The organism is Thalassobacter sp. 16PALIMAR09 (assembly GCF_000765485.1).
Classification (GTDB): Bacteria; Pseudomonadota; Alphaproteobacteria; order Rhodobacterales; family Rhodobacteraceae; genus Thalassobacter; species Thalassobacter stenotrophicus.
On sequence record NZ_JHAK01000003.1, the window covers coordinates 202,797 to 223,845 of the forward strand.

Below are 21,049 nucleotides of genomic sequence, written 5' to 3' on the forward strand. Positions count from 1 at the left end.
TGCGAGGGGGGCAGTCGACCATGGCGCGGGGGCCACGGTCGATCCCGGTCCGTATGGGGTGTTGAGGCTCAATACACCCGCGCTTTTGGCGCGATTTTCTTGAGGTCAATGCCGCCTTCGTTGTGGCTGCTGAGGGGTTCGAGGTGAACGCCGCGGTAGTCCAGTTTGGCCGCGCCGTTTTTGCCTGTGAACCAGACGAGGCTGTGCTTGCGCCAGTTTTCGTCGTCCCGGTTTGGGTAATCCTCGTGAGCGTGGGCGCCACGGCTTTCTTTGCGGGCCTCGGCGGCTGTGATGGTGGCCACGGCATTGGGCATCAGGTTGGCCAATTCGAGGGTTTCCATCAGGTCCGAGTTCCACACCAGGCTGTTGTCGGTGACGGCGATGTCGTCCATTTTGGAGGCGACGTCGTCCATCTTGTCCTTGCCCTCAGCGAGTGTCTTGTCGGTGCGGAAAACGGCGGCGTCGGCCTGCATGGTTTTCTGCATCTCAAGGCGCAGTTCGGCGGTGCCGACCTGACCGCGGGCGTGACGCAGGCCGTCGAACCGGGCCAGAGCCATGTCCACGGAGCGCTGGTTCAGCTCGGGGTTAGGGGTTTTGGGATCGACGATTTGACCGGCGCGGATGGCAGCGGCGCGGCCAAAGACCACGAGGTCGATCAGTGAGTTAGAGCCCAGACGGTTGGCACCGTGGACCGAGGCGCAGCCCGCCTCACCCACAGCCATCAGGCCGGGGGCGACGTTGTCGGGCTTGTCCTTGGTGGGTGCGAGCACTTCGCCCCAGTAGTTTGTGGGCACGCCGCCCATGTTGTAGTGCACCGTGGGCAGAACCGGGATGGGTTCTTTGGTCAGATCCACGCCCGCAAAGATACGTGCCGATTCCGAGATGCCGGGCAGGCGTTCGGCCAGTGTTTCTGGGGGCAGGTGGTTGAGGTGCAGGTGGATGTGATCGCCTTCGGCGCCCACGCCGCGACCTTCGCGGATTTCCATCGTCATGCAGCGCGAGACCACATCGCGCGAGGCGAGGTCTTTGTAGGTCGGCGCGTAGCGTTCCATGAACCGCTCGCCTTCGGAGTTGGTCAGGTAGCCGCCTTCGCCGCGTGCGCCTTCGGTGATCAGGCAGCCGGAGCCGTAGATCCCGGTGGGGTGGAATTGCACGAACTCCATGTCCTGTAGCGCGAGGCCAGCGCGGGCGACCATGCCGCCGCCGTCACCTGTGCAGGTGTGGGCAGACGTGGCCGAGAAGTACGCGCGCCCGTAGCCGCCAGTGGCCAGAACGGTCATCTTGGCGTTGAACAGGTGCAGGGTGCCGTCATCGAGTTTCCAGCACAGAACGCCTTGGCACTGCCCGTCTTCGGACATGATCAGATCGATCGCGAAGTATTCGATGTAGAACTCAGCGTTGTTTTTCAGCGACTGACCATAGAGCGTGTGCAGGATGGCGTGACCGGTGCGGTCGGCTGCGGCACAGGTCCGCTGCACGGGGGGGCCTTCACCGTATTCGGTAGTGTGGCCGCCGAAGGGTCGCTGGTAGATTTTGCCTTCTTCGGTGCGCGAGAACGGCACGCCGTAGTGCTCTAGTTCATAGACCGCTTTGGGGGCTTCGCGCGCGAGGTATTCCATCGCGTCGGTATCGCCCAGCCAGTCGGAGCCTTTGACGGTGTCGTACATGTGCCACTGCCAGCTGTCGGGGCCCATATTGCCCAAGCTGGCTGCGATGCCGCCCTGTGCCGCCACAGTGTGGGAGCGTGTGGGGAACACTTTGGTCACGCAAGCGGTCCGCAGACCTTGCTCAGCCATGCCCAAAGTCGCGCGAAGACCAGCGCCACCAGCGCCGATCACCACGACGTCATATTCATGCGTCTCGTAGTCGTATGCAGCCATTTTCAAACTTCCCTGTTTTAGAGAGCCATGCGCGCAATGGCGAACAGGCCAACGGCGATGAGAATGTAGGAGAACCAGTTCAACCCAATGATCAGCAGCTTGCCGCGCGCGCCGTGGACATAGTCCTCAACGGCGACAACGGCTTCGCTGGTCACGTGGGAGATAGTGACGATGAGGCTGAGGGCCACAATAATCGCAGGAATAGGCTGGCTGAAGTAGGCCACGACCTCTGCGTATGTGCCGCCAAAGCCGGCCAAGAATGTCACCAAAAACACAGGCACAACCACGACGAGCGCCAGAGACGTCATCATCATGTGCCAGTGGTGGTGCGTGCCGTGACGGCCGGAGCCCAAGCCATCAGCGCGTTTTCGATCAGTCAAATAACGTTGCATGGGATGTTTCCTTGCTTGTGCGGCTCAGACGAGCGCGACGATCAGGGTGACCAGTGTCGAAAGGCCCAACATGCCGATCGCCAGTTTTTCGGATGTGGGCACGTCAACGCAGTAGCCGAAGTCCCACAGGAGGTGCCGCAGACGGCCCAGCATGTGGTACACAAAGGCCCAAACGCCGCCGAGCATGATCAGGCTGCCGAACCAGCTGCGCAGGAATCCGTCCATCGCCGCGAATGCGGTTTCAGAGGATGCGGCGGCCAAGAACCATGCCACGACCAAAGTCGAGAGGCCCAGCAATGCGATGCCGGTGATGCGCACCAAAATCGACGAGATCGAGGTCAATTGGGGGCGATAAACCTGGAGGTGCGGGGAGAGGGGTCGCTCTACCTTTTTGACGTCAGCCATGGGCACGTCCCTTTCTGGTTGTAATTTTGTCGGTCATTGTTGGCGTTTATGCATAAGAGTTTTTCGCCAAGAGTCACGTGGAACAAGCCGATATTCCCATCAAAGGGGCGCGCAAATCGACGCATCGGCCCATATGTGATCACGAATGGTTTTGGTGTGATCACGTATGGGCAGGCTGTTTAGTTGTGCATTTTGGCGATGTTGGGCCGCCCGGTGCAGGCCGCTGGTGTGAGTCGTGTGATTTGTGATCACACCGCGCGGCCCTACGCCCTGTCAAAGTGGCATCAGCGCCCAGTAGTCCAGATCAAGCAGAACGTTTGGATCGTATTTGCCGTCTTCGCCGCGCAGAACGAAGGGCGCGCCACCTTTGGTTGCAACCAGCCGCAGGCGAATCGCACCCACACCGGGGGCTGAGGTTTCGGCGATGTCCAAGACTTCGGACCATGCTTTGACCGTATCACCCGAGAAGCAGGGGTTTGCGTGTGCGCCTGCGTTTAGGCCGGCGATCATTTGCGCGTTCGCCAAGCCATTGAAAGACAAGGCGCGTGCCATCGAGATTACATGGCCGCCATAGATCAGGCGCTGTCCATCGGGGCGGAAGGTGGCGTCGAAATGCACCTTGGCCGTGTTTTGCCACAGGCGCGTGGCGATCATGTGCTCGGCCTCTTCGATGGTGACGCCATCAACGTGGTCGATCTGCTCTCCGATTGTGTAATCGGACAGGCGATGCGGCTCCCCCGCGAGGGTGAAGTTGTACTCCGCGAAGGTCAGCCCCTCTGGGATTACGAGGTCGCTGGCCGCGATGGATTTGGACAGTGTTGGCACCACGGTTTCGGGGGCCGGCGCGTCGATGTCGCGTTTGCGCACCATGACCCAGCGGACATAATCCATCACGGTTTCGTCCCGTTGGTTCAGCCCGCGTGTGCGGACATAAACCACCCCAGTTTTGCCATTGGAGTTTTGTTTAAGGCCAATGACTTCGGAGGTCGAGCGCAGCGTGTCGCCTGCGTAGACCGGCAGGTGCCAGCGCCCTTCGGCGTAGCCTAGGTTGGCGACGGCGTTCAGGGACACGTCCGGCACAGTTTTGCCGAAAATCACGTGGAACGCGGCAAGATCGTCAATCGGGCTGCCGGGCAGGCCGCTGGCCTGTGCGAACGCGTCTGAGGAATAGAGCGCGTGGCGGGCTGGATAGAGCGCGTGATAGAGCGCGCGCTCACCCCCGGACACCGTGCGTGGGACCGCGTGTTCGATGGTTTGGCCGAGCTGATAATCCTCAAAGAAGCGACCGGGATTGGTTTTGGCCATTATTGTTCTCCGAGTTTGATGTCGGGCGTGTAGGTGCCTTCGACGTCTTTTGTGACGGCTTGGCCGCAGCGCATGATGCCTTTGACGGGGTCAAAGGTTTGCGTGGGAGAGCCGTAGAGCGTCCAGCCTTTGTTTAGGGCATCGGTGACTTTGTGGCAGAAGGCGGACGTGTCGTCCTCGGACAAAAAGCGATAGAGTTGCATGAGTTAGCCTCCTACGGGCGAGACACCCGCCCAAACGTGAATTGCCATGACGATGGCCATCAGCACGAGGCCGATGATCAGCGCCTTGATGTCGCCTTTGACGGAGACGGCCTCGGGCCGCTCCCACTCAGTGGCGCGGTTGATAAGGATGACGCTGACGACGGCCCATGCGAGCAAGCCCCCAAACAGCAGGATCGACGCAACATCACCGTTCACCAGCAGGTGCGCGACGGCCCATGTTTTGAAGGCGGTCAGTTGGGGGTGGCGGATTTTGGCCGCCAGCGTGCCCTTGGCCGCGCCCACGCCGTAAAGGTAAAACGCCAGCAACATCAGCAGGTTGTTGATGTGTGTCATAAAGCTGGGCGGTTGCCAGACGGGGACAAAGTCGGCCGCTTTGTAGCCCAGCACCATCAACACGATGCTGCCGATGATCAGGACGGCGGCGATGCCTTTGCCTGCTGTGCCCATTTGACCGCGCAGGCCCGGAGCCACGCGTTTGAACAGGTGCGCGGCCCACCAAAGGGCGATGCCCGCGATCAAAAGTGCCATTGAGATTTACTCCGCTGCGGTTGCGATGGCGTTGGCCATGGCGAGGGTTTTGCGCGCGGTTTCCACGTGCAGATTCTCAACGATCTTACCGTCTACGACAGCGATGCCTAGGCCTTCGGCTTCGGCGGCCTCAAACGCGTCGATTTGGCGGCGGGCGAGGTCGATTTCTGCCTCAGACGGGGAAAAGGCGGTGTTACAGACGTCGACCTGCGCGGGGTGGATCAGCGTTTTGCCGTCCATGCCCATGTCGCGGCCTTGAGCACATTCGGCAGCAAGGCCTTCGGCGTCTTTGAACGCGTTATAGACGCCGTCGACGCACACAATGCCCGCCGCGCGCGCCGCGAGCAGGCACATTTGCAGCGAGGTGAGCAGGGGTTCACGGTCTGCACGGAAGCGGGTGTTGAGATCCTTGGCGAGATCGTTTGTGCCGAGGATAAAGCCGCCCATCCGAGGGGCTTGCGCGATTTCGAGGGCGTTGAGGATGCCGAGGGGGCTTTCCATCATGGCCCAGATTTTGGTGTCGGCGCAGGCGGGGTGGGCGTCCAACAGGGCGCTGAGGGCTTTGATATCCGCCGCGGAGTTCACTTTGGGCAGGAGGACCGCCTGTGGCCCGGTGGGCGCGATCACGGCGACATCGGCGTGGCCCCAATCGGTGTCGAGCGCGTTGATCCGCACGATCTGGGCGCGATCGCCGTAGCCGCCAGCGGTAAGCGCGGCGGCGAGGGTGTGGCGTGCGTTTTCCTTTTCATCAACGGCCACGGCATCCTCAAGATCGAAGATGATGGCGTCCACTGGAAGGGTCTTTGCCTTTTCCAATGCGCGCTCTTTTGAGCCGGGAATATAGAGAACGGAGCGGTAGGGGTGGGTCATGGTCAAATCCTTCTGCGCTGCGGCATGGTTTTGCACGGCTGGTAATATGACGCAAGTCGGAACGTGTATTTGGGACGTTTTGTTGCGCGAGGGCTGGCTTGGCGCCGGAAAAACACACGCTGGGCGAGAAAATGCGCGAGCTTAACTTTTTTCTAAGCAGTTTAGCTCAGGTTGGCTGCATCAGAAGGGTCGGCCTCGCTTGTTGGGGAAACGGCCACCAACACAGGGGAGAGTTTGGCGTAGGCCGGATTTGTCCCAGCGATCCCGGCGTTTGTCAGCTCTCCTTCACACACGAAGGTTAGGTAAGGTTAGTCCATGAAGACATCTATTTTTACAGCAGCTTTGATCGGGGTGACCGTGTGGTCCTCTTTGCCGGCGGCTGCCGAAGTTTGTGGAAAGCGTGACACGGTTTTGAGCCGTTTGTCGGAAAAGTTTGGTGAAACGCGTCGCAGTCTTGGATTGGGGGCGAATAACGGTGTGGTTGAGGTGTTTGCCTCGGATGATACCGGGTCTTGGACGATTACGGTGACGATGCCCGACGGGCGGATGTGTCTTGTGGCGTCTGGCCAGTCCTATGAGGACACGATTGACCCGCTTCAGGCATCTGACGACGCCTAGGCAAGTGCGTCATAGATCAGTTTGCTGCCCGTGCAGGTTAGCAAAACGTAAGTTACTGCAAAGAACAGACGCTCTGGGATGAGGCGGTGCGCCTTGACCCCGAGCCAAGTGCCCAGCAATGCAAAAGGTGCAAGATACACCCCTGCAAGCAGGGTTTCTGCCGTAAAGACACCGAGAAATGCGTAGGGCACGGCCTTGAGGATGTTAATGATCCAAAAGGTGATGACTGTTGTTGCTTGAAACGTGGTCTTGCTGAGGTTTTGTGAGAGTAGAAAGATTGCAGCGGGTGGGCCACCCGCGTGGCTGACAAAACTGGTGAAGCCTGCAATCACGCCAAATGCGGCGCCAAGTGCGGGGCGAAAAGGTTGGGGCGCGATGCGGATGAAACCGCGGGCGCGGGCCAATTGAAACGCGACAAAGCCGATAGAAATTGCCCCGATCAAGAGGCGCAGCATGTCCGGATCAGCGATTTGATAGAGCCAAATCGCGAGGGCCACGCCCGGAATTGCCCCGATACATAAGGCTGCGGCTGAGGGTGCGTGCCATTTTGCCCAATAGGGTTTGAGCGATGATATATCCACCAACATGAGCAACGGTAGTACAACGCCCAAGGCCACTGCTGGGTCCAGCGCGAGGGCGAGAATCGGTGCCGCAGCAAAGGCTGCACCGGAGCCAAAACCGCTCTTGGATATTGCGGCAAAGATGATCGCAGGGATCGCGAGGGCGAAAAATGTGAGGTCGAAGGTGATCATGCTGGCCGAATTGGATGGTTAACAAATTGTGCTTGAGACAGCGGGCTGTAGCGCGTGTCTATGCGCAATCTACCGTGCATCCCATCGGTTAAGCGAGGCTTTCTGCCGCGCTGGCACAGTCTTGCGCCGCGTTGGTTGAGTGGTTAGGCGTGCTCGGGTCATTAATATCCCACCGGAGAGACCTTCCATGGCCAGAGCTAAAATTGCCCTTATCGGCGCAGGCAACATCGGGGGCACGCTTGCCCACCTCGCTGCTATCAAGGAATTGGGCGACGTTGTCCTGTTCGACATTGCGGATGGTCTGCCCCAGGGCAAGGCGCTGGATATTGCCGAATCCGGTCCCTCCGAAGGCTTTGATGCCGACATGAAGGGCACCTCGGATTACGCGGATATCGCAGGCGCCGACGTGTGCATCGTGACCGCTGGTGTTGCGCGCAAACCCGGCATGAGCCGTGATGACCTTTTGGGCATCAACCTCAAGGTCATGAAATCCGTTGGCGAAGGCATTGCTGCCCACGCGCCCGACGCCTTCGTGATCTGCATTACCAACCCGCTGGATGCGATGGTTTGGGCGTTGCGCGAATTCAGCGGTCTGCCCCACCACAAGGTCTGCGGCATGGCTGGCGTTCTGGACAGCGCGCGTTTCCGTCACTTCCTTGCTGAGGAATTTAATGTGTCCATGCGCGACGTGACAGCCTTTGTTTTGGGCGGCCACGGCGACACAATGGTGCCATCGGTGCGCTATTCGACCGTTGGCGGCATCCCGCTGCCCGATCTGGTGGAAATGGGTTGGACCACGCAAGAGAAACTGGACGCCATGGTGCAGCGCACCCGTGACGGCGGTGCCGAAATCGTTGGTCTGCTGAAAACCGGTTCTGCGTTCTACGCGCCCGCGACCTCGGCGATTGAAATGGCTGAAGCCTATTTGAACGATCAAAAACGCGTTCTGCCCTGTGCCGCCTATTGTGACGGCGATCTGGGCGTAAAGGGTATGTACGTTGGTGTGCCCACAGTGATCGGCGCCGGTGGTGTTGAGCGGATCGTGAACATCAAGCTCAACAAAGAAGAGCAAGAGATGTTCGACGTGTCCGTGAACGCGGTTAAAGGTCTGGTCGACGCATGTAAGGCGATTGACGACAGCCTGCTCTAAGCGACTCACCTACGAGTTGAGCATTGGGTGTTCCTTCGGGAGCACCCTTTTTTGTTGCGCTTTGCGAAATTGCATACTGCTGTATGCCGAATTTGTGATCACACTTTTTTACGGTGTGATCACAAATGTGGGTTTTTTAGGGGAAATACCACTGCTGCGGCGTTATGGCGTTTTGCAGGGTTAATTGGCTGTGTCAGACCAAGCGTCAACAACAAGCAATATGGGACAGTTTCATGAACATCCATGAATACCAGGCGAAGGCCCTTCTTCGCTCCTACGGCGCTCCGGTCTCGGACGGACGCGTGGTTTTGAAGGCAGAAGACGCCAAAACCGCTGCGGGCGAAATGGACGGACCCCTGTGGGTTGTAAAAGCACAAATCCACGCTGGTGGCCGCGGCAAAGGTTCCTTCAAGGAAGCTGACGCTGGCGAAAAGGGCGGTGTGCGCCTTGCCAAATCGGTGGAAGAAGCTGCGGACGAAGCGAAGAAAATGCTCGGCCGGACGCTGGTCACGCACCAAACCGGCCCCGCTGGTAAGGTTGTGAACCGTATCTACATCGAGGACGGTTCCGGGATTGAGACCGAACTCTACCTTGCTCTGTTGGTGGATCGTCAGACATCGCGCGTCAGCTTTGTGTGTTCGACCGAAGGCGGTATGGACATCGAAGAAGTGGCGGAAAGCACGCCCGAAAAAATCCTCAGCTTCTCTGTTGATCCGGCCACGGGTTATCAAGGCTTCCACGGTCGCCGTATCGCGTTTGCGCTTGGGCTGACCGGCGCGCAGGTAAAACAATGTGTGAAGTTGATGGGCCAGTTGTACCAGTGCTTTGTCGAAAAAGACATGGAGATGCTGGAGATCAACCCGCTGATCGTGACCGACAAGGGCGACCTGAAGTGTCTGGACGCGAAGATGGGTTTTGACGGCAACGCGGTCTACCGCCACGCTGACATCGCCGCTCTGCGCGACGAAACCGAAGAGGACCCCAAGGAATTGGCGGCCTCCAAGTTCGACCTGAACTACATCGCTCTGGACGGTGAAATCGGGTGCATGGTGAACGGTGCGGGTCTTGCGATGGCCACGATGGACATCATCAAGCTGTACGGCGCTGAGCCTGCAAACTTCCTTGACGTGGGCGGCGGTGCCACCACTGAGAAAGTGACCGAAGCGTTCAAGATCATCACATCGGACCCCAACGTTAAGGGTATCCTTGTGAACATCTTTGGCGGCATCATGCGCTGTGACGTGATCGCTGAGGGCGTTGTGACGGCTGTCAAAGAGGTCGGTCTTCAAGTGCCCCTCGTTGTGCGCCTTGAGGGCACGAACGTGGAGCAAGGCAAGGAGATCATCAACACCTCCGGCCTGAACGTGATCGCTGCAGACAACCTGAAAGACGGTGCGCAGAAAATCGTCAAAGCGGTGAAGGGATAAGACCGATGGCAGTTCTCGTAAACGAAAATACCAAAGTCATTTGTCAGGGTTTCACTGGCTCGCAGGGGACATTCCACTCTGAGCAGGCGATTGCCTATGGCACGAAAATGGTGGGTGGCGTGACGCCGGGCAAGGGCGGTCAGACGCACCTTGACCTGCCTGTGTTCAACTCGGTCCATGAGGCTAAGCACGTCACCGAAGCCAACGCGACCGTGATCTACGTGCCGCCCCCCTTTGCGGCGGACAGTATCCTTGAGGCGATTGACGCTGAGATGGAACTGATTGTCTGCATCACCGAGGGCATCCCGGTTCTGGACATGATGCGCGTGCAGCGCGCCCTTGAGGGCACTTCCTCGCGTCTGATCGGGCCAAACTGCCCCGGCGTGATCACGCCTGACGCTTGCAAAATCGGCATCATGCCCGGTCACATTCACCGCCGCGGGTCGGTTGGTGTTGTGTCCCGTTCGGGCACGCTGACCTATGAAGCGGTCAAGCAGACATCCGATCTGGGCCTTGGCCAGTCTTCGGCTGTTGGCATCGGCGGCGACCCCATCAAAGGCACCGAGCACATCGACGTGCTGGACATGTTCCTTGACGATGATGAGACGCATTCGATCATCATGATCGGTGAAATCGGGGGCTCCGCTGAAGAAGAAGCCGCTGAATTCCTTGCCGAGCAGCGCAAGAAAGGCCGTTGGAAACCAACCGCTGGTTTCATTGCTGGCCGCACGGCGCCTCCGGGCCGTCGCATGGGTCACGCTGGCGCGATTGTTGCCGGTGGCAAAGGCGACGCCGAAAGCAAGATCGAAGCGATGAAGTCTGCTGGCATCGTTGTGGCTGAAAGCCCTGCAACGCTGGGTGAAGCCGTTCAGGAAGCGATTGCCGCTGGTTAATCGCCGCCTGGAGAACGGGGAGGAACAACATGGGACTGGAAAGGCTGATACGCGCGACTGTGTTGTGTGTTGTGCTTTCCTCTCCTGCCGTGGCGCAGGGGCTGGAACCCTGTGCCGAACCGTTCGAAGAGGCTGAAAAATTCTACGGCGCGCTGGAAGCTCAGGGCTGGAGCGCGCCGCAGACCGATATGGTTGAGCGCCTGATGTGGATCAACGCCGTCGCCTACTTGGGCGGCGACATGGGCGGCGCGACCCTGCGCGCGGTGCTAGACGCACAGCGCATGGCCGCGGCCAACTACGGACGGCTTAAGGCGCTGCCCACATCCCAGACGCGGGTGTTGGTCAATGGCGCAGCCGTGATGTTGGCCAGCTGGCAACGCCCCGCAGATACGATCACCTCTGTGCAATGCCGTGTGGCGATGGATGACCCGTCCGCCCGCGCACCACAGACAGGATTTGGCGCCCACACCGACGTCCGTGTGGACGCCGATAATCCGGGCCTGTCCGAATACCGCTTTCACTACAACCAAGCCGCCATTCGCGCGGAATTGCCCGATGCGACGCCGCCCGATGTGGTGGTGAATATCCGGCATGAGTTTTTCGTGGAGGGGGTGCAATGAGCAGTCAGCCCTCCCTCCATCCTGAGTTTACAGCTTACGGTCCCAACCCAAATGAGGTGTCCCAATGACCGAACACTCCTCCAACGACCAGTTCCACGCCTCTAGCTTTATGCAGGGCCACAACGCGGAATATCTGGAACAGATGTACGCGCGGTACGCCAACGATCCGGCGGCAGTGGACGAATCGTGGCAAGCGTTTTTCCGGGCGATGGGGGACGACGAGGTCTCTGTTAAGCGCGAAGCAGAGGGCCCAAGCTGGGCGCGGGCCGACTGGCCACCGCAGCCCACCGACGATTGGACTGCCGCACTGACCGGTGAATGGGCCCCGGCACCTGAGGTCAAAGGTGCTGGTGACAAGATCAAGGCCAAGGCCGCCGCGACCGGTGTTGAGGTCTCGGACGAGCAGATCAAACGTGCTGTGCTGGACTCGATCCGCGCGCTGATGATCATCCGTGCCTATCGTATTCGGGGTCACCTTGTGGCTGACCTTGACCCTCTGGGGATGCGGGACCAGACCCCCCACCCAGAGCTGGATCCCAAGTCCTATGGCTTTACCGAAGCTGACATGGACCGCCCGATTTTCATCGACCAAGTGCTGGGGCTACAAGTCGCCACCATGCGAGAGATCATGGCGATCGTGAAGCGGACCTATTGCGGGACTTTTGCACTGCAATACATGCACATCTCGAACCCCGAAGAGGCCGGCTGGCTGAAGGAGCGGATCGAGGGTTTGGGCAAAGAGATCGCGTTCACCCGCGAAGGCCGGAAGGCGATCCTCAATAAAATGGTTGAGGCCGAAGGTTTCGAGAAATTCCTCCATGTGAAGTACATGGGCACCAAGCGGTTTGGTCTGGATGGTGGCGAAAGCCTCATCCCTGCGATGGAGCAGATCATCAAGCGCGGCGGCAACCTCGGGCTGAAGGAAATCGTCATCGGGATGCCCCACCGGGGCCGTTTGTCGGTGCTCGCCAATGTGATGGCCAAACCCTACCGCGCGATTTTCAACGAATTTCAGGGCGGATCGTTCAAGCCAGAGGACGTGGATGGTTCGGGCGATGTGAAATACCACCTTGGCGCGTCGAGCGACCGGGAATTTGACGGCCACCCTGTCCACCTGTCGCTGACGGCGAACCCCTCGCACCTAGAGGCGGTGAACCCTGTCGTTTTGGGCAAAGTCCGCGCCAAGCAGGACCAGTTGGGCGACACGGAACGCACGGCGGTGATGCCGATCCTGTTGCACGGTGACGCGGCGTTTGCCGGTCAGGGTGTTGTGGCCGAGTGTTTTGCCCTGTCGGGTCTGCGCGGGCACAAAACCGGCGGCACGATGCATATCGTTGTGAACAACCAGATCGGCTTTACAACGGCGCCGCACTTCTCGCGCTCCAGCCCGTATCCCACGGATAACGCGCTGGTGGTTGAGGCCCCAATTTTCCACGTGAATGGTGACGACCCCGAGGCCGTGGTGCACGCCGCCAAGGTCGCCACTGAGTTCCGTCAAAAGTTCGGCAAAGACGTCGTGATCGACATCTTCTGCTACCGTCGGTTTGGTCACAACGAGGGCGATGAGCCCATGTTCACCAACCCGTTGATGTACAAGCGGATCAAGAAGCACAAAACGACCCTGACGCTGTATACCGAGCGTCTGGTTAAGGATGGCTTGATCCCCGAGGGTGAGATCGAGGACATGAAGGCCGCGTTCCAAGCGCACCTCAACGAAGAGTTCGAGATCGGCAAAGACTATAAGCCCAACAAGGCCGATTGGCTGGACGGGCGTTGGTCGCATCTGGATCGCAACAAAGAGGACTATGTCCGCGGCGACACAGCGATCAAGCCTGAGACGTTGGCCGAGGTTGGCAACGCTTTGGCCCGCGCGCCTGAGGGTTATCCGCTGCACAAAACGGTTCAGCGGCTGCTGGAAGGCAAGGCCAAGATGGTCGAAACCGGTGAGGGTTTTGATTGGGCCACTGCCGAGGCATTGGCGTTTGGCTCGCTCCTGACGGAGGGCTACAAGGTCCGCCTGTCGGGGCAGGACAGTACGCGTGGCACGTTCTCGCAGCGGCATTCGGGTCTGGTGAACCAAGAAACCGAAGAGCGGTTTTACCCTCTCAACAACATCCGTGAGGGACAGGCGCAGTACGAAGTGATCGACAGTGCGCTGTCGGAATACGCGGTGTTGGGCTTTGAATATGGCTACTCGCTGGCCGAGCCAAACGCGTTGACCATGTGGGAAGCCCAGTTCGGTGATTTCGCCAACGGCGCGCAAATCATGTTCGATCAGTTCGTGTCTTCGGGTGAATCGAAGTGGCTGCGGATGTCGGGTCTGGTGTGCTTGTTGCCACACGGGTTTGAGGGGCAGGGCCCCGAGCACTCGTCCGCGCGGCTTGAACGGTTCCTGACCATGTGTGGGCAGGACAACTGGATCGTTGCGAACTGTACGACCCCGTCGAACTATTTCCACATTCTGCGCCGTCAGCTGCACCGTGATTTCCGTAAGCCGCTGGTTTTGATGACGCCCAAGTCGCTGCTTCGCCACAAGCTATGTGTGTCTGACGCGGAGGACTTTACCACTGGCTCCAGCTTCCACCGGGTGCTGTGGGATGACGCGCAGAAGGGTCACTCCGATACCAAGCTGAAGCCAGACGCCAAGATCAAGCGCGTCGTGATCTGCTCGGGCAAAGTGTACTACGACCTGCTGGAGGCGCGTGACGCGGCCGGTTTGGACGACGTGTATCTCCTGCGCGTTGAGCAGTATTACCCCTTCCCTGCGATGGCCCTCATGAAAGAGCTGGAGCGGTTCAAGGGCGCCGATATGGTCTGGTGCCAAGAAGAGCCCAAGAACCAAGGCGCTTGGAGCTTTATTGAGCCAAACATCGAATGGGTTCTGAGCCGCATCAAGGCCAAGCAAACACGTCCGACCTATGTGGGCCGGACATCCTCGGCCTCGCCCGCGACGGGTCTTGCCAGCCAACACAAAGCACAACAAACAGCGCTCGTGAACGAAGCGCTTGATATCAAAGGATAATAGAAGATGTCCACTGAAGTTCGAGTGCCCACACTGGGCGAAAGCGTTACCGAGGCCACCGTGGCCACATGGTTCAAAAAGCCAGGCGACGCGGTCGCGGTGGATGAGATGTTGTGCGAGTTGGAGACCGACAAGGTGACGGTTGAAGTGCCTGCCCCCGCTGCGGGCACCATGGCCGAGATCGTGGCCGCCGAGGGTGAAACCGTTGGCGTGGACGCGCTGTTGGCGACCATTTCCGCCGGTGGCGAAGCGACCGCTGCACCGGTTGCGGCGGCCCCGGCCCCTGCTGCCGCTGATACGGGTGCCACCACGGATGTGATGGTGCCTACGCTGGGCGAAAGCGTGACCGAGGCTACTGTCTCAACTTGGTTCAAAAAGGTCGGCGACACTGTTGCCCAAGACGAAATGCTCTGTGAGCTGGAAACTGACAAGGTTTCCGTCGAGGTTCCTGCGCCTGCCGCTGGCGTGCTGTCCGAAATCCTCGCGCCCGAAGGGGCAACTGTGGATGCGACTGCCAAGTTGGCTGTGATTGGCGGCTCGGCTGGTGCGGCGGCTGCTGCCCCTGCGGCGGCACCCGCTGCTGCGCCTGCGGCCTCCGGTGCCAAGGACGTAGAGGACGCACCATCGGCTAAGAAAATCATGGCGGAAAAGGGCATTGACCCTGCGTCGGTTCAGGGCTCTGGCCGTGATGGTCGCGTGATGAAAGAGGACGTGATGGCGGCTGTTGCCAGTGCCGCTGCGGCCCCTGCTGCGGCTGCGGCCCCCGCCGCCCCTCGCGCGCCCGTACCCGCTGATGATGCAGCCCGCGAAGAACGGGTCAAGATGACCCGCCTGCGCCAAACCATCGCCAAGCGCCTGAAAGACAGCCAAAACACGGCCGCCATGCTGACGACATACAATGAGGTCGACATGTCGGCGTCGATGGCGTTGCGCAAGGAATACAAGGACCTGTTTGAGAAGAAACATGGCGCGCGTCTGGGCTTTATGTCGTTCTTCACCAAGGCGTGCTGTCACGCCCTAAAAGAAGTCCCCGAAGTAAACGCTGAGATCGACGGCACCGACATCGTGTACAAAAAGTTTGTGCACATGGGTATCGCTGCGGGCACACCTACGGGCCTTGTGGTGCCAGTGATCCGCGACGCCGACCAGATGTCCTTCGCCGAAATCGAAAAAGCCATCGCAGAAAAGGGCAAACGCGCCCGTGACGGCAAACTGTCTATGGCGGAAATGCAGGGCGGGACCTTCACGATCTCGAACGGCGGCGTCTACGGTTCGCTCATGTCCTCGCCGATCCTGAACCCGCCACAGTCGGGCATCCTCGGCATGCACAAAATCCAAGACCGCCCCGTGGTGGTTGATGGTCAAATTGTCATCCGTCCGATGATGTATCTCGCTTTGTCTTACGATCACCGGATCGTCGACGGCAAAGGCGCTGTGACCTTCCTCGTGCGGGTCAAAGAAGCTCTCGAAGATCCGCGCCGCTTGCTGATGGATCTCTAAAAAACACGCGGCAGCGCCTGATCGGCAAATACTTCGGTCAGGCGCTGCCCCACACAAGGGGATCATTCAAATGCCAGCGAAAACAGGACGAACGACCCCGCGCCGGACTTGGCCTCTCGCATCCAAAACGGCCGATGGATCTCATCCCAGAGGATGCTCATGACCCCCGAACTTACCGCCCTCACCCTCGCGGCACTTCTCCAAGTGGTGCAATTCGTCCTGATGGCCGTCCCTGCCAACCTTGAGTTGGGCCTGGGCAAAACGGCCTCCGCGCGGGATCGCGCGCGCCTCGGCGGCTCGCTTGAGGATCAACTCTCCGACAAAACCGCCCGCCTCTATCGGGCCCTCAACAATCACTTCGAAGGGCTGATCCTGTTCGGCATCGCCTGCACGGTGCTGACCCTCTCGGATGAGGCGACACCCTACACCGCCCTGCTGGCCTACACATACCTTGCGGCCCGCGTTCTCTACATCCCAGCTTACTACTTTGGATGGCGCCCCTGGCGCTCGGCCATCTGGTTCGTGGGCTTTCTTGCAACCACAGCGATGCTTCTTGCGGCTATCGCCTAATTCTTTGGTTCTCAAATATCCCGGGGGTCCGGGGGCTGGCCCCCGGCGACCGACAGAAAGGAAAACATCATGGCAAACTACGACGTTATCATCATCGGCTCCGGTCCTGGCGGATATGTCGGCGCAATCCGCTGCGCGCAACTGGGCCTGAAAACGGCCTGTGTTGAGGGGCGCGACACCCTCGGCGGTACCTGCCTGAACGTGGGCTGCATCCCGTCCAAGGCGCTGCTGCACGCCTCGCATCAGCTTCACGAGGCAGAGCATAACTTTGCCAAGATGGGTCTGACGGGTGCTGCGCCTAAGGTCGATTGGAAACAGATGTTGGCCTATAAGGATGACGTCATTGCCCAAAATACCAAAGGCATCGAATTCCTGTTCAAAAAGAACAAGGTCGATTGGATCAAAGGCTGGGCCTCCATCCCCAAGGCGGGTGAGGTCAAAGTCGGCGACGAAATCCACACCGCCAAGCACATCGTCATCGCCAGCGGCTCAGAGCCGGCCACCATTCCGGGCGCAGAAGTGACCATTGATGAAAAAGTGGTCGTAACCTCCACCGGCGCGCTTGAGCTGAACAAAATCCCCAAGACCATGACCGTCGTAGGCGGTGGTGTGATCGGCCTGGAGCTGGGCTCCGTTTATGCGCGCCTAGGCACTGAGGTAACCGTGGTGGAATTCATGGACGGCATCACACCGGGCATGGACCTTGAGGTTGCCAAGCAGTTCCAGCGCATCCTTGCCAAGCAGGGCCTCAAGTTCATCATGGGCGCGGCTGTGTCCAAGGTCGCTGCAACCAAGACCAAAGCCAAGGTCACCTATAAGCTGCGCAAAGACGACAGTGAGCATACGCTGGATACCGAGGTTGTGTTGGTCTCTACCGGGCGCAAACCGTTCACCGAAGGGCTGGGCCTTGATGCTTTGGGCATTGAGATGACCCCTCGCGGCCAGATCGCCCAGTCGAGCTACCGCACGAACATCCCCGGCATCTATGCCATCGGTGATGCCATTGAGGGTCCGATGCTGGCTCACAAGGCTGAGGACGAAGGTATGGCCGTCGCTGAGATGATCGCGGGCCAACAGCCCCACGTGAACTATGGTGTCATCCCCGGCGTGATCTATACCCACCCCGAAGTTGCCAATGTCGGCCAAACCGAAGAGCAACTGAAAGAAGCGGGCGTGGCCTATAAGATCGGGAAATTCTCGTTCATGGGCAACGGGCGTGCAAAGGCGAACTTCGCGGCCGATGGGTTTGTGAAGCTGTTGGCCGATGCCAAGACGGACCGCATTTTGGGCGCGCATGTCATTGGCCCAATGGCCGGTGACTTGATCCACGAAGTTTGTGTTGCCATGGAATTCGGTGCCGCTGCCGAGGATCTGGCCCGGACTTGCCACGCGCACCCGACATATTCGGAAGCAATGCGTGAAGCGGCTTTGGCCTGTGGTGACGGCGCGATCCACGCCTAATCGGCGTTGATAACCACTTGGGTTCGGCGCGGTTGCGCGCCGGACCAATCCTTTCCTGAATTCTGGGCTAAGTCGCCAACAGCTTTAGCCCTTGGGTCACGTCGGCGCGCACCGCGAGCCGTAGCCCGGGTTCATCTCCTGCGTTTAGTGCCGCGAGGATCAGGCGGTGGTGGCGGGGCGCCTCGGTCCGGTGCAGTCGCCCATAAAGCGCGCGCATCGTTGGCCCCATTTGCAACCAAACCGTTTCCGCCATTGCGAGCATCGCAGGTGCCTGCGCGCGTAAATACAGCGTGCGGTGGAATTCGAGGTTGGTGCGAATGTACCCCACTGCGTCCTTTTTCGCGATTTTCTCCGCGATAGAGCGGTTGATGATTTCCATCCGCTCGATCAGTGCTGAGTGGGCGCGGGGCAGGGCGCGCGCGGCCAGTTCCGGTTCCAGTAGGGACCTGAGTGCAGCCAGTTCTTCGATTCGTTCACTGCTTAATTCTGGCGTGCTGACCCGCCCGGATGAAGATAGCGACAGCGCCCCTTCCGCGATCAAGCGACGCAGTGCCTCGCGCACAGGGGTCATTGAGACACCGTATTCTTTGCCGATGCCGCGCAGGGTCAGCGGCTCACCGGGGATGAGTTCGCCGTGCATGACACGGGTCCGCAGCGCGCGGTACAGCTTGTCGTGGGCGGCAGAGGTTCCGCTGGATTTGGAGTCGATTAACATGGCGGGACGGTGCGCCTAGTCCGGGGTCGCGTCAAGGACACTAAAGTCCCATGCGTGCAATCCGGCCCCATGCGCCTTGAGCCACGCGCGGTGCGGTTGGTAGCGCGGCAAGAGGTCCTCGACCTGTGCCCAGAAGCGGGCGGAGTGGTCCATGTGGGCCAAATGCGCGACCTCATGGGCGGCGACGTAATCCAGCACCTCCCACGGGGCCATTACCAGCCGCCATGAAAACATCAAATCCCCCCGCGATGTGCAGGATCCCCAGCGTGAACGCGTGTCGCGAAAGGTGATTTTGCCGTGATTGCGGCCCAAAGCGGTCGCGTAGCGCTCACAAGCTTCGGTGAGGTGGGTCTGGGCCAACGTGCGCAAAAGCGTCTTGATCCGTGGGCCAACTTTGGCGGTGTCATTGGGGACCAGCACCGCATCGGGCAACAAGCGGGCCACGCGTGTTTGGCCCGCGACGATGGGCAGAACCTCACCCAAGATGGGCAATGTGCCACCGATGACGGGGTGCTGCACGCTGGGTGCGGCGGAGACATGTTGTCTGATCCAGGCGGCCTGAGCGTTGGCGAAGGCGTGCGCCTCCCGCAGGGTGGCGCGGCGCGGCAGGGTCAGCGTGACGCGCCCATTGGTGCGCCCGACCCGCAGCGAAAGCCGTGTCGCGCGGGGCGAACGGCGCAGATGCACTTCAACGGGAGGGATACCCTCAAGAATGATCGATTCCACAGGTCAATGCCCCCATCGTTCCGCACTGCCACGGGAAAGGCTTTGACACCCTTGTTCAGCTATGGCAAGGCACCCCAATTCATCTTAGCGTCCAAGACCTGAAGGAACTGACATGCCCAAAGAAGAATGGGGTGTAAAGCGCGTTTGCCCGACTACTGGCAAACGCTTCTACGACCTGAACAAGCGCCCGATCGTTAGCCCTTACACCGGCGAAGCCGTTAACATCGACACCGGGACCAAGACCCGCGTGCTGGCTGCGGACAAGGATGATGCGGATGCGGTCAAGGCCAAAGAGGCCGAAGACGATCTGCTGCTGGACGACGACGACACCGATCTCGAGGACGATGTGTCCATCGAAGACGATGCCGACGTACTGGACGATGACGACGAAGAGGACACTGTGTCTCTTGACGAAATTGCCGATGTCAGCAACGAAGGCGACGACGAGTAATCTCGTTGTGAAAAAGTGCGGCGCGGGAGAGATTTTCCGCTTGCGCCGCAGCCCGCGTCTTTCTATCTAGACGCACGGTTTGGGGCCTTAGCTCAGCTGGGAGAGCGCCTGCATGGCATGCAGGAGGTCAGCGGTTCGATCCCGCTAGGCTCCACCAAACCCTCCCTATGAATTATATTTCGCTGACTGTTGCGCTGAGGCTGGCCCATCGGTTCGTACTGCCGAATCGCTGCGCGTGATTGCGCGGGTTACTTGCCAAACACCCGGTAATACAGCCAATCGGGTAGGAACTGAGACCCCCGGAACAGCCACGAAAACACGCGCGGAAAGCTCTTTTTGAAATCGCTCGTGCACATGTGGTCAAGCATTTCTTGGGCGGCTTCCTCCGGCGTCATCAGGAATGGCATCGAAAAGTCATTCTTGTCCGTAAGTCGGGTTTTGATGAAGCCAGGATTCGCGATTTGGACATCGATGCCAGTGTTGCGCAGATCGGCATACATGCCCTCTGCCAGCCACATATTGCCCGCCTTGGATGCGCCGTAACCCGTGGCACCGGGTAATCCGCGAAAGCCTGAAAGCGAACCTGTGATGACGATATGGCCTGCGTCCCGTTCTATCATCTGGCCGATGACCGCGCCGACCGCCCGGGCAGAGCCGGTAAAGTTGATGTCGCACATCGCCTCTACCTGTTCCGCGTTCCAGTCTTGGGCCGACTGCGGCCAGTAAACGCCCGCTAAATACACCATGCCGTCGATGTGCCCGATTTCGGCGGCTGTGCCCTCAACGCTTTCTAAAACACCTACATCGACCGTTAATGCGCGGGCCTTGCCCGGCATTTCTGCGACCAGCGCGTCCAGCTTTTCCTGACTACGCGCTGAGACGATCACCTCGGCCCCCGCCGCGCTCAGTTTGAGGGCGAGCGCGCGGCCCAATCCTTCTGATGCGCCGATCAGCCAGTAGCGTTTTCCTTTAAATTCTCTCATCCGACTTTCCGCATGGTGGCAACAAGCTCGGCCACTTTCACTCCAAACTTTCGGAACTGCGAGCGGTTCATCACCGTGCCGTTCTCCATCAGATACATCCAATCCGTCACGTCCAGCACATGGCCGCCAGCGTCGTCAGGCAGTTTGATGCGGTACGATAGTTTGACGGCAGAGCCTTCCTGAGTGCCCTCACCTTCGCCGATGATGTCGGGGGCGGTGGCTTTGATCTGGCCGTCGTTGCCGATTTTGAGAGACCAGATCCGATCCTGCGTGCTGCCGCTATCGTAGCGAAAATGCTCGGTCATAGAGCCGGTGTTGCCGTCCCACGTGGCGTTCATATCGGCCACAAACCGGGACGAAACGCGCCCAGTGGGGCCATAAATGATGCCCTCGCACTGAATCGGGCCGTCTAGGTGTTGGCGGATGTCGAATTGAGGTGTCTGCTCGGCGTAGTCGCTGGGGCGCTGAGCGGGAAAGGCCGCATATCGGAACCGTGCCCAGACAAGGCTGAGCGTTAGGACCACGCCAAGGCCAACAAGAAGCAGCGATTCCATCCG

The 21,049-nt window shown here is 59.7% G+C and carries 22 protein-coding genes and 1 tRNA gene; 11 read left to right on the plus strand and 12 right to left on the minus strand.

Features of this window, described 5'->3' with window-relative positions; translation table 11 throughout:
* Positions 1-68: 68 nt before the first annotated feature.
* The 7 genes from sdhA to PM04_RS08395 form a co-directional block, all read right to left on the minus strand.
* A complete protein-coding gene (gene sdhA / locus PM04_RS08365; RefSeq protein ID WP_038005678.1) occupies positions 69-1,880 on the minus strand; it encodes a succinate dehydrogenase flavoprotein subunit in 1,812 nt (603 codons plus the stop codon).
* A gap of 17 nt (positions 1,881-1,897) precedes the next feature.
* Positions 1,898-2,272, minus strand: coding sequence for a succinate dehydrogenase, hydrophobic membrane anchor protein (sdhD, locus tag PM04_RS08370; protein ID WP_038005680.1), 375 nt, complete (start codon positions 2,270-2,272; stop codon positions 1,898-1,900).
* A 24-nt stretch (positions 2,273-2,296) separates the two neighbouring features.
* Positions 2,297-2,677 (minus strand): succinate dehydrogenase, cytochrome b556 subunit, encoded by a 381-nt coding sequence (gene sdhC / locus PM04_RS08375; protein ID WP_038005682.1) that lies wholly within the window; start codon positions 2,675-2,677, stop codon positions 2,297-2,299.
* Positions 2,678-2,950: 273 nt separating this feature from the next.
* Positions 2,951-3,982 carry a MaoC family dehydratase gene (locus tag PM04_RS08380; RefSeq protein ID WP_038005683.1) on the minus strand — a complete coding sequence of 344 codons (1,032 nt, stop codon included), beginning with the start codon at positions 3,980-3,982 and terminating at the stop codon, positions 2,951-2,953.
* The gene (locus PM04_RS08385; RefSeq protein WP_038005685.1) at positions 3,982-4,185 is read right to left on the minus strand and encodes a DUF1737 domain-containing protein; all 204 of its coding nucleotides are present in this window, start codon (positions 4,183-4,185) and stop codon (positions 3,982-3,984) included. The genes PM04_RS08380 and PM04_RS08385 overlap by 1 nt, the downstream gene beginning before the upstream one ends.
* 3 nt (positions 4,186-4,188) lie before the next feature.
* Entirely contained in the window at positions 4,189-4,734 is a 546-nt protein-coding gene (locus PM04_RS08390) for an NnrU family protein (RefSeq protein WP_038005687.1), read from the minus strand.
* Between the two features lie 6 nt (positions 4,735-4,740).
* Positions 4,741-5,604 (minus strand): CoA ester lyase, encoded by an 864-nt coding sequence (locus PM04_RS08395; protein ID WP_038005689.1) that lies wholly within the window; start codon positions 5,602-5,604, stop codon positions 4,741-4,743.
* Positions 5,605-5,919: 315 nt separating this feature from the next.
* Between PM04_RS08395 and PM04_RS08400 the strand changes: the two genes are divergently transcribed.
* Positions 5,920-6,222, plus strand: a complete 303-nt coding sequence (locus tag PM04_RS08400; protein WP_038005691.1) for a hypothetical protein — start codon at positions 5,920-5,922, stop codon at positions 6,220-6,222.
* Here PM04_RS08400 and PM04_RS08405 read toward each other — a convergent pair.
* Positions 6,219-6,974 carry a sulfite exporter TauE/SafE family protein gene (locus PM04_RS08405; protein ID WP_038005693.1) on the minus strand — a complete coding sequence of 252 codons (756 nt, stop codon included), beginning with the start codon at positions 6,972-6,974 and terminating at the stop codon, positions 6,219-6,221. The genes PM04_RS08400 and PM04_RS08405 overlap by 4 nt on opposite strands.
* A gap of 187 nt (positions 6,975-7,161) precedes the next feature.
* Here PM04_RS08405 and mdh point away from each other — a divergent pair, with 187 nt between their 5' ends.
* The 8 genes from mdh to lpdA all read left to right on the plus strand — a co-directional run bounded on the left by mdh (position 7,162) and on the right by lpdA (position 17,617).
* Positions 7,162-8,124 carry a malate dehydrogenase gene (gene mdh / locus PM04_RS08410; RefSeq protein ID WP_038005694.1) on the plus strand — a complete coding sequence of 321 codons (963 nt, stop codon included), beginning with the start codon at positions 7,162-7,164 and terminating at the stop codon, positions 8,122-8,124.
* 233 nt (positions 8,125-8,357) lie between these two features.
* Positions 8,358-9,551, plus strand: a complete 1,194-nt coding sequence (gene sucC / locus PM04_RS08415) for an ADP-forming succinate--CoA ligase subunit beta (RefSeq protein WP_038005695.1) — start codon at positions 8,358-8,360, stop codon at positions 9,549-9,551.
* Positions 9,552-9,556: 5 nt separating this feature from the next.
* Positions 9,557-10,444, plus strand: coding sequence for a succinate--CoA ligase subunit alpha (sucD, locus tag PM04_RS08420; protein ID WP_038005696.1), 888 nt, complete (start codon positions 9,557-9,559; stop codon positions 10,442-10,444).
* 29 nt (positions 10,445-10,473) lie between these two features.
* Positions 10,474-11,064, plus strand: coding sequence for a hypothetical protein (locus PM04_RS08425; RefSeq protein ID WP_038005697.1), 591 nt, complete (start codon positions 10,474-10,476; stop codon positions 11,062-11,064).
* A gap of 64 nt (positions 11,065-11,128) precedes the next feature.
* Entirely contained in the window at positions 11,129-14,086 is a 2,958-nt protein-coding gene (locus tag PM04_RS08430) for a 2-oxoglutarate dehydrogenase E1 component (RefSeq protein WP_038005698.1), read from the plus strand.
* 6 nt (positions 14,087-14,092) lie between these two features.
* Entirely contained in the window at positions 14,093-15,586 is a 1,494-nt protein-coding gene (gene odhB / locus PM04_RS08435) for a 2-oxoglutarate dehydrogenase complex dihydrolipoyllysine-residue succinyltransferase (protein WP_038005699.1), read from the plus strand.
* 159 nt (positions 15,587-15,745) lie between these two features.
* The gene (locus PM04_RS08440; protein ID WP_038005700.1) at positions 15,746-16,156 is read left to right on the plus strand and encodes an MAPEG family protein; all 411 of its coding nucleotides are present in this window, start codon (positions 15,746-15,748) and stop codon (positions 16,154-16,156) included.
* Between the two features lie 69 nt (positions 16,157-16,225).
* Entirely contained in the window at positions 16,226-17,617 is a 1,392-nt protein-coding gene (gene lpdA, locus PM04_RS08445) for a dihydrolipoyl dehydrogenase (protein ID WP_038005701.1), read from the plus strand.
* 67 nt (positions 17,618-17,684) lie between these two features.
* Here lpdA and PM04_RS08450 read toward each other — a convergent pair whose 3' ends face one another.
* Together PM04_RS08450 and PM04_RS08455 are read right to left on the minus strand one after the other, a co-directional pair.
* Entirely contained in the window at positions 17,685-18,332 is a 648-nt protein-coding gene (locus PM04_RS08450; RefSeq protein WP_038005702.1) for a GntR family transcriptional regulator, read from the minus strand.
* A 15-nt stretch (positions 18,333-18,347) separates the two neighbouring features.
* The gene (locus PM04_RS08455) at positions 18,348-19,058 is read right to left on the minus strand and encodes a M48 family metallopeptidase (RefSeq protein WP_052068352.1); all 711 of its coding nucleotides are present in this window, start codon (positions 19,056-19,058) and stop codon (positions 18,348-18,350) included.
* Positions 19,059-19,170: 112 nt separating this feature from the next.
* Between PM04_RS08455 and PM04_RS08460 the strand changes: the two genes are divergently transcribed.
* Together PM04_RS08460 and PM04_RS08465 are read left to right on the plus strand one after the other, a co-directional pair.
* Positions 19,171-19,509, plus strand: coding sequence for a TIGR02300 family protein (locus tag PM04_RS08460; protein WP_038005703.1), 339 nt, complete (start codon positions 19,171-19,173; stop codon positions 19,507-19,509).
* A gap of 81 nt (positions 19,510-19,590) precedes the next feature.
* Positions 19,591-19,666: transfer RNA gene (locus PM04_RS08465), tRNA-Ala, on the plus strand.
* Between the two features lie 91 nt (positions 19,667-19,757).
* Here PM04_RS08465 and PM04_RS08470 read toward each other — a convergent pair.
* Positions 19,758-20,492 carry an SDR family oxidoreductase gene (locus PM04_RS08470; RefSeq protein WP_038005704.1) on the minus strand — a complete coding sequence of 245 codons (735 nt, stop codon included), beginning with the start codon at positions 20,490-20,492 and terminating at the stop codon, positions 19,758-19,760.
* Positions 20,489-21,046, minus strand: a complete 558-nt coding sequence (locus PM04_RS08475) for a DUF3833 domain-containing protein (protein ID WP_038005705.1) — start codon at positions 21,044-21,046, stop codon at positions 20,489-20,491. Before PM04_RS08475 ends, PM04_RS08470 begins: the two co-directional genes overlap by 4 nt.
* Positions 21,047-21,049 lie beyond the last annotated feature (3 nt).

Coding starts and splice junctions, on each gene's coding strand:
- sdhA (WP_038005678.1), bottom strand. CDS start 1,880: ATGGCTGCATACGACTACGAGACGCATGAATATGACGTCGTGGTGATC.
- sdhD (WP_038005680.1), bottom strand. CDS start 2,272: ATGCAACGTTATTTGACTGATCGAAAACGCGCTGATGGCTTGGGCTCC.
- sdhC (WP_038005682.1), bottom strand. CDS start 2,677: ATGGCTGACGTCAAAAAGGTAGAGCGACCCCTCTCCCCGCACCTCCAG.
- PM04_RS08380 (WP_038005683.1), bottom strand. CDS start 3,982: ATGGCCAAAACCAATCCCGGTCGCTTCTTTGAGGATTATCAGCTCGGC.
- PM04_RS08385 (WP_038005685.1), bottom strand. CDS start 4,185: ATGCAACTCTATCGCTTTTTGTCCGAGGACGACACGTCCGCCTTCTGC.
- PM04_RS08390 (WP_038005687.1), bottom strand. CDS start 4,734: ATGGCACTTTTGATCGCGGGCATCGCCCTTTGGTGGGCCGCGCACCTG.
- PM04_RS08395 (WP_038005689.1), bottom strand. CDS start 5,604: ATGACCCACCCCTACCGCTCCGTTCTCTATATTCCCGGCTCAAAAGAG.
- PM04_RS08400 (WP_038005691.1), top strand. CDS start 5,920: ATGAAGACATCTATTTTTACAGCAGCTTTGATCGGGGTGACCGTGTGG.
- PM04_RS08405 (WP_038005693.1), bottom strand. CDS start 6,974: ATGATCACCTTCGACCTCACATTTTTCGCCCTCGCGATCCCTGCGATC.
- mdh (WP_038005694.1), top strand. CDS start 7,162: ATGGCCAGAGCTAAAATTGCCCTTATCGGCGCAGGCAACATCGGGGGC.
- sucC (WP_038005695.1), top strand. CDS start 8,358: ATGAACATCCATGAATACCAGGCGAAGGCCCTTCTTCGCTCCTACGGC.
- sucD (WP_038005696.1), top strand. CDS start 9,557: ATGGCAGTTCTCGTAAACGAAAATACCAAAGTCATTTGTCAGGGTTTC.
- PM04_RS08425 (WP_038005697.1), top strand. CDS start 10,474: ATGGGACTGGAAAGGCTGATACGCGCGACTGTGTTGTGTGTTGTGCTT.
- PM04_RS08430 (WP_038005698.1), top strand. CDS start 11,129: ATGACCGAACACTCCTCCAACGACCAGTTCCACGCCTCTAGCTTTATG.
- odhB (WP_038005699.1), top strand. CDS start 14,093: ATGTCCACTGAAGTTCGAGTGCCCACACTGGGCGAAAGCGTTACCGAG.
- PM04_RS08440 (WP_038005700.1), top strand. CDS start 15,746: ATGACCCCCGAACTTACCGCCCTCACCCTCGCGGCACTTCTCCAAGTG.
- lpdA (WP_038005701.1), top strand. CDS start 16,226: ATGGCAAACTACGACGTTATCATCATCGGCTCCGGTCCTGGCGGATAT.
- PM04_RS08450 (WP_038005702.1), bottom strand. CDS start 18,332: ATGTTAATCGACTCCAAATCCAGCGGAACCTCTGCCGCCCACGACAAG.
- PM04_RS08460 (WP_038005703.1), top strand. CDS start 19,171: ATGCCCAAAGAAGAATGGGGTGTAAAGCGCGTTTGCCCGACTACTGGC.
- PM04_RS08470 (WP_038005704.1), bottom strand. CDS start 20,492: ATGAGAGAATTTAAAGGAAAACGCTACTGGCTGATCGGCGCATCAGAA.
- PM04_RS08475 (WP_038005705.1), bottom strand. CDS start 21,046: ATGGAATCGCTGCTTCTTGTTGGCCTTGGCGTGGTCCTAACGCTCAGC.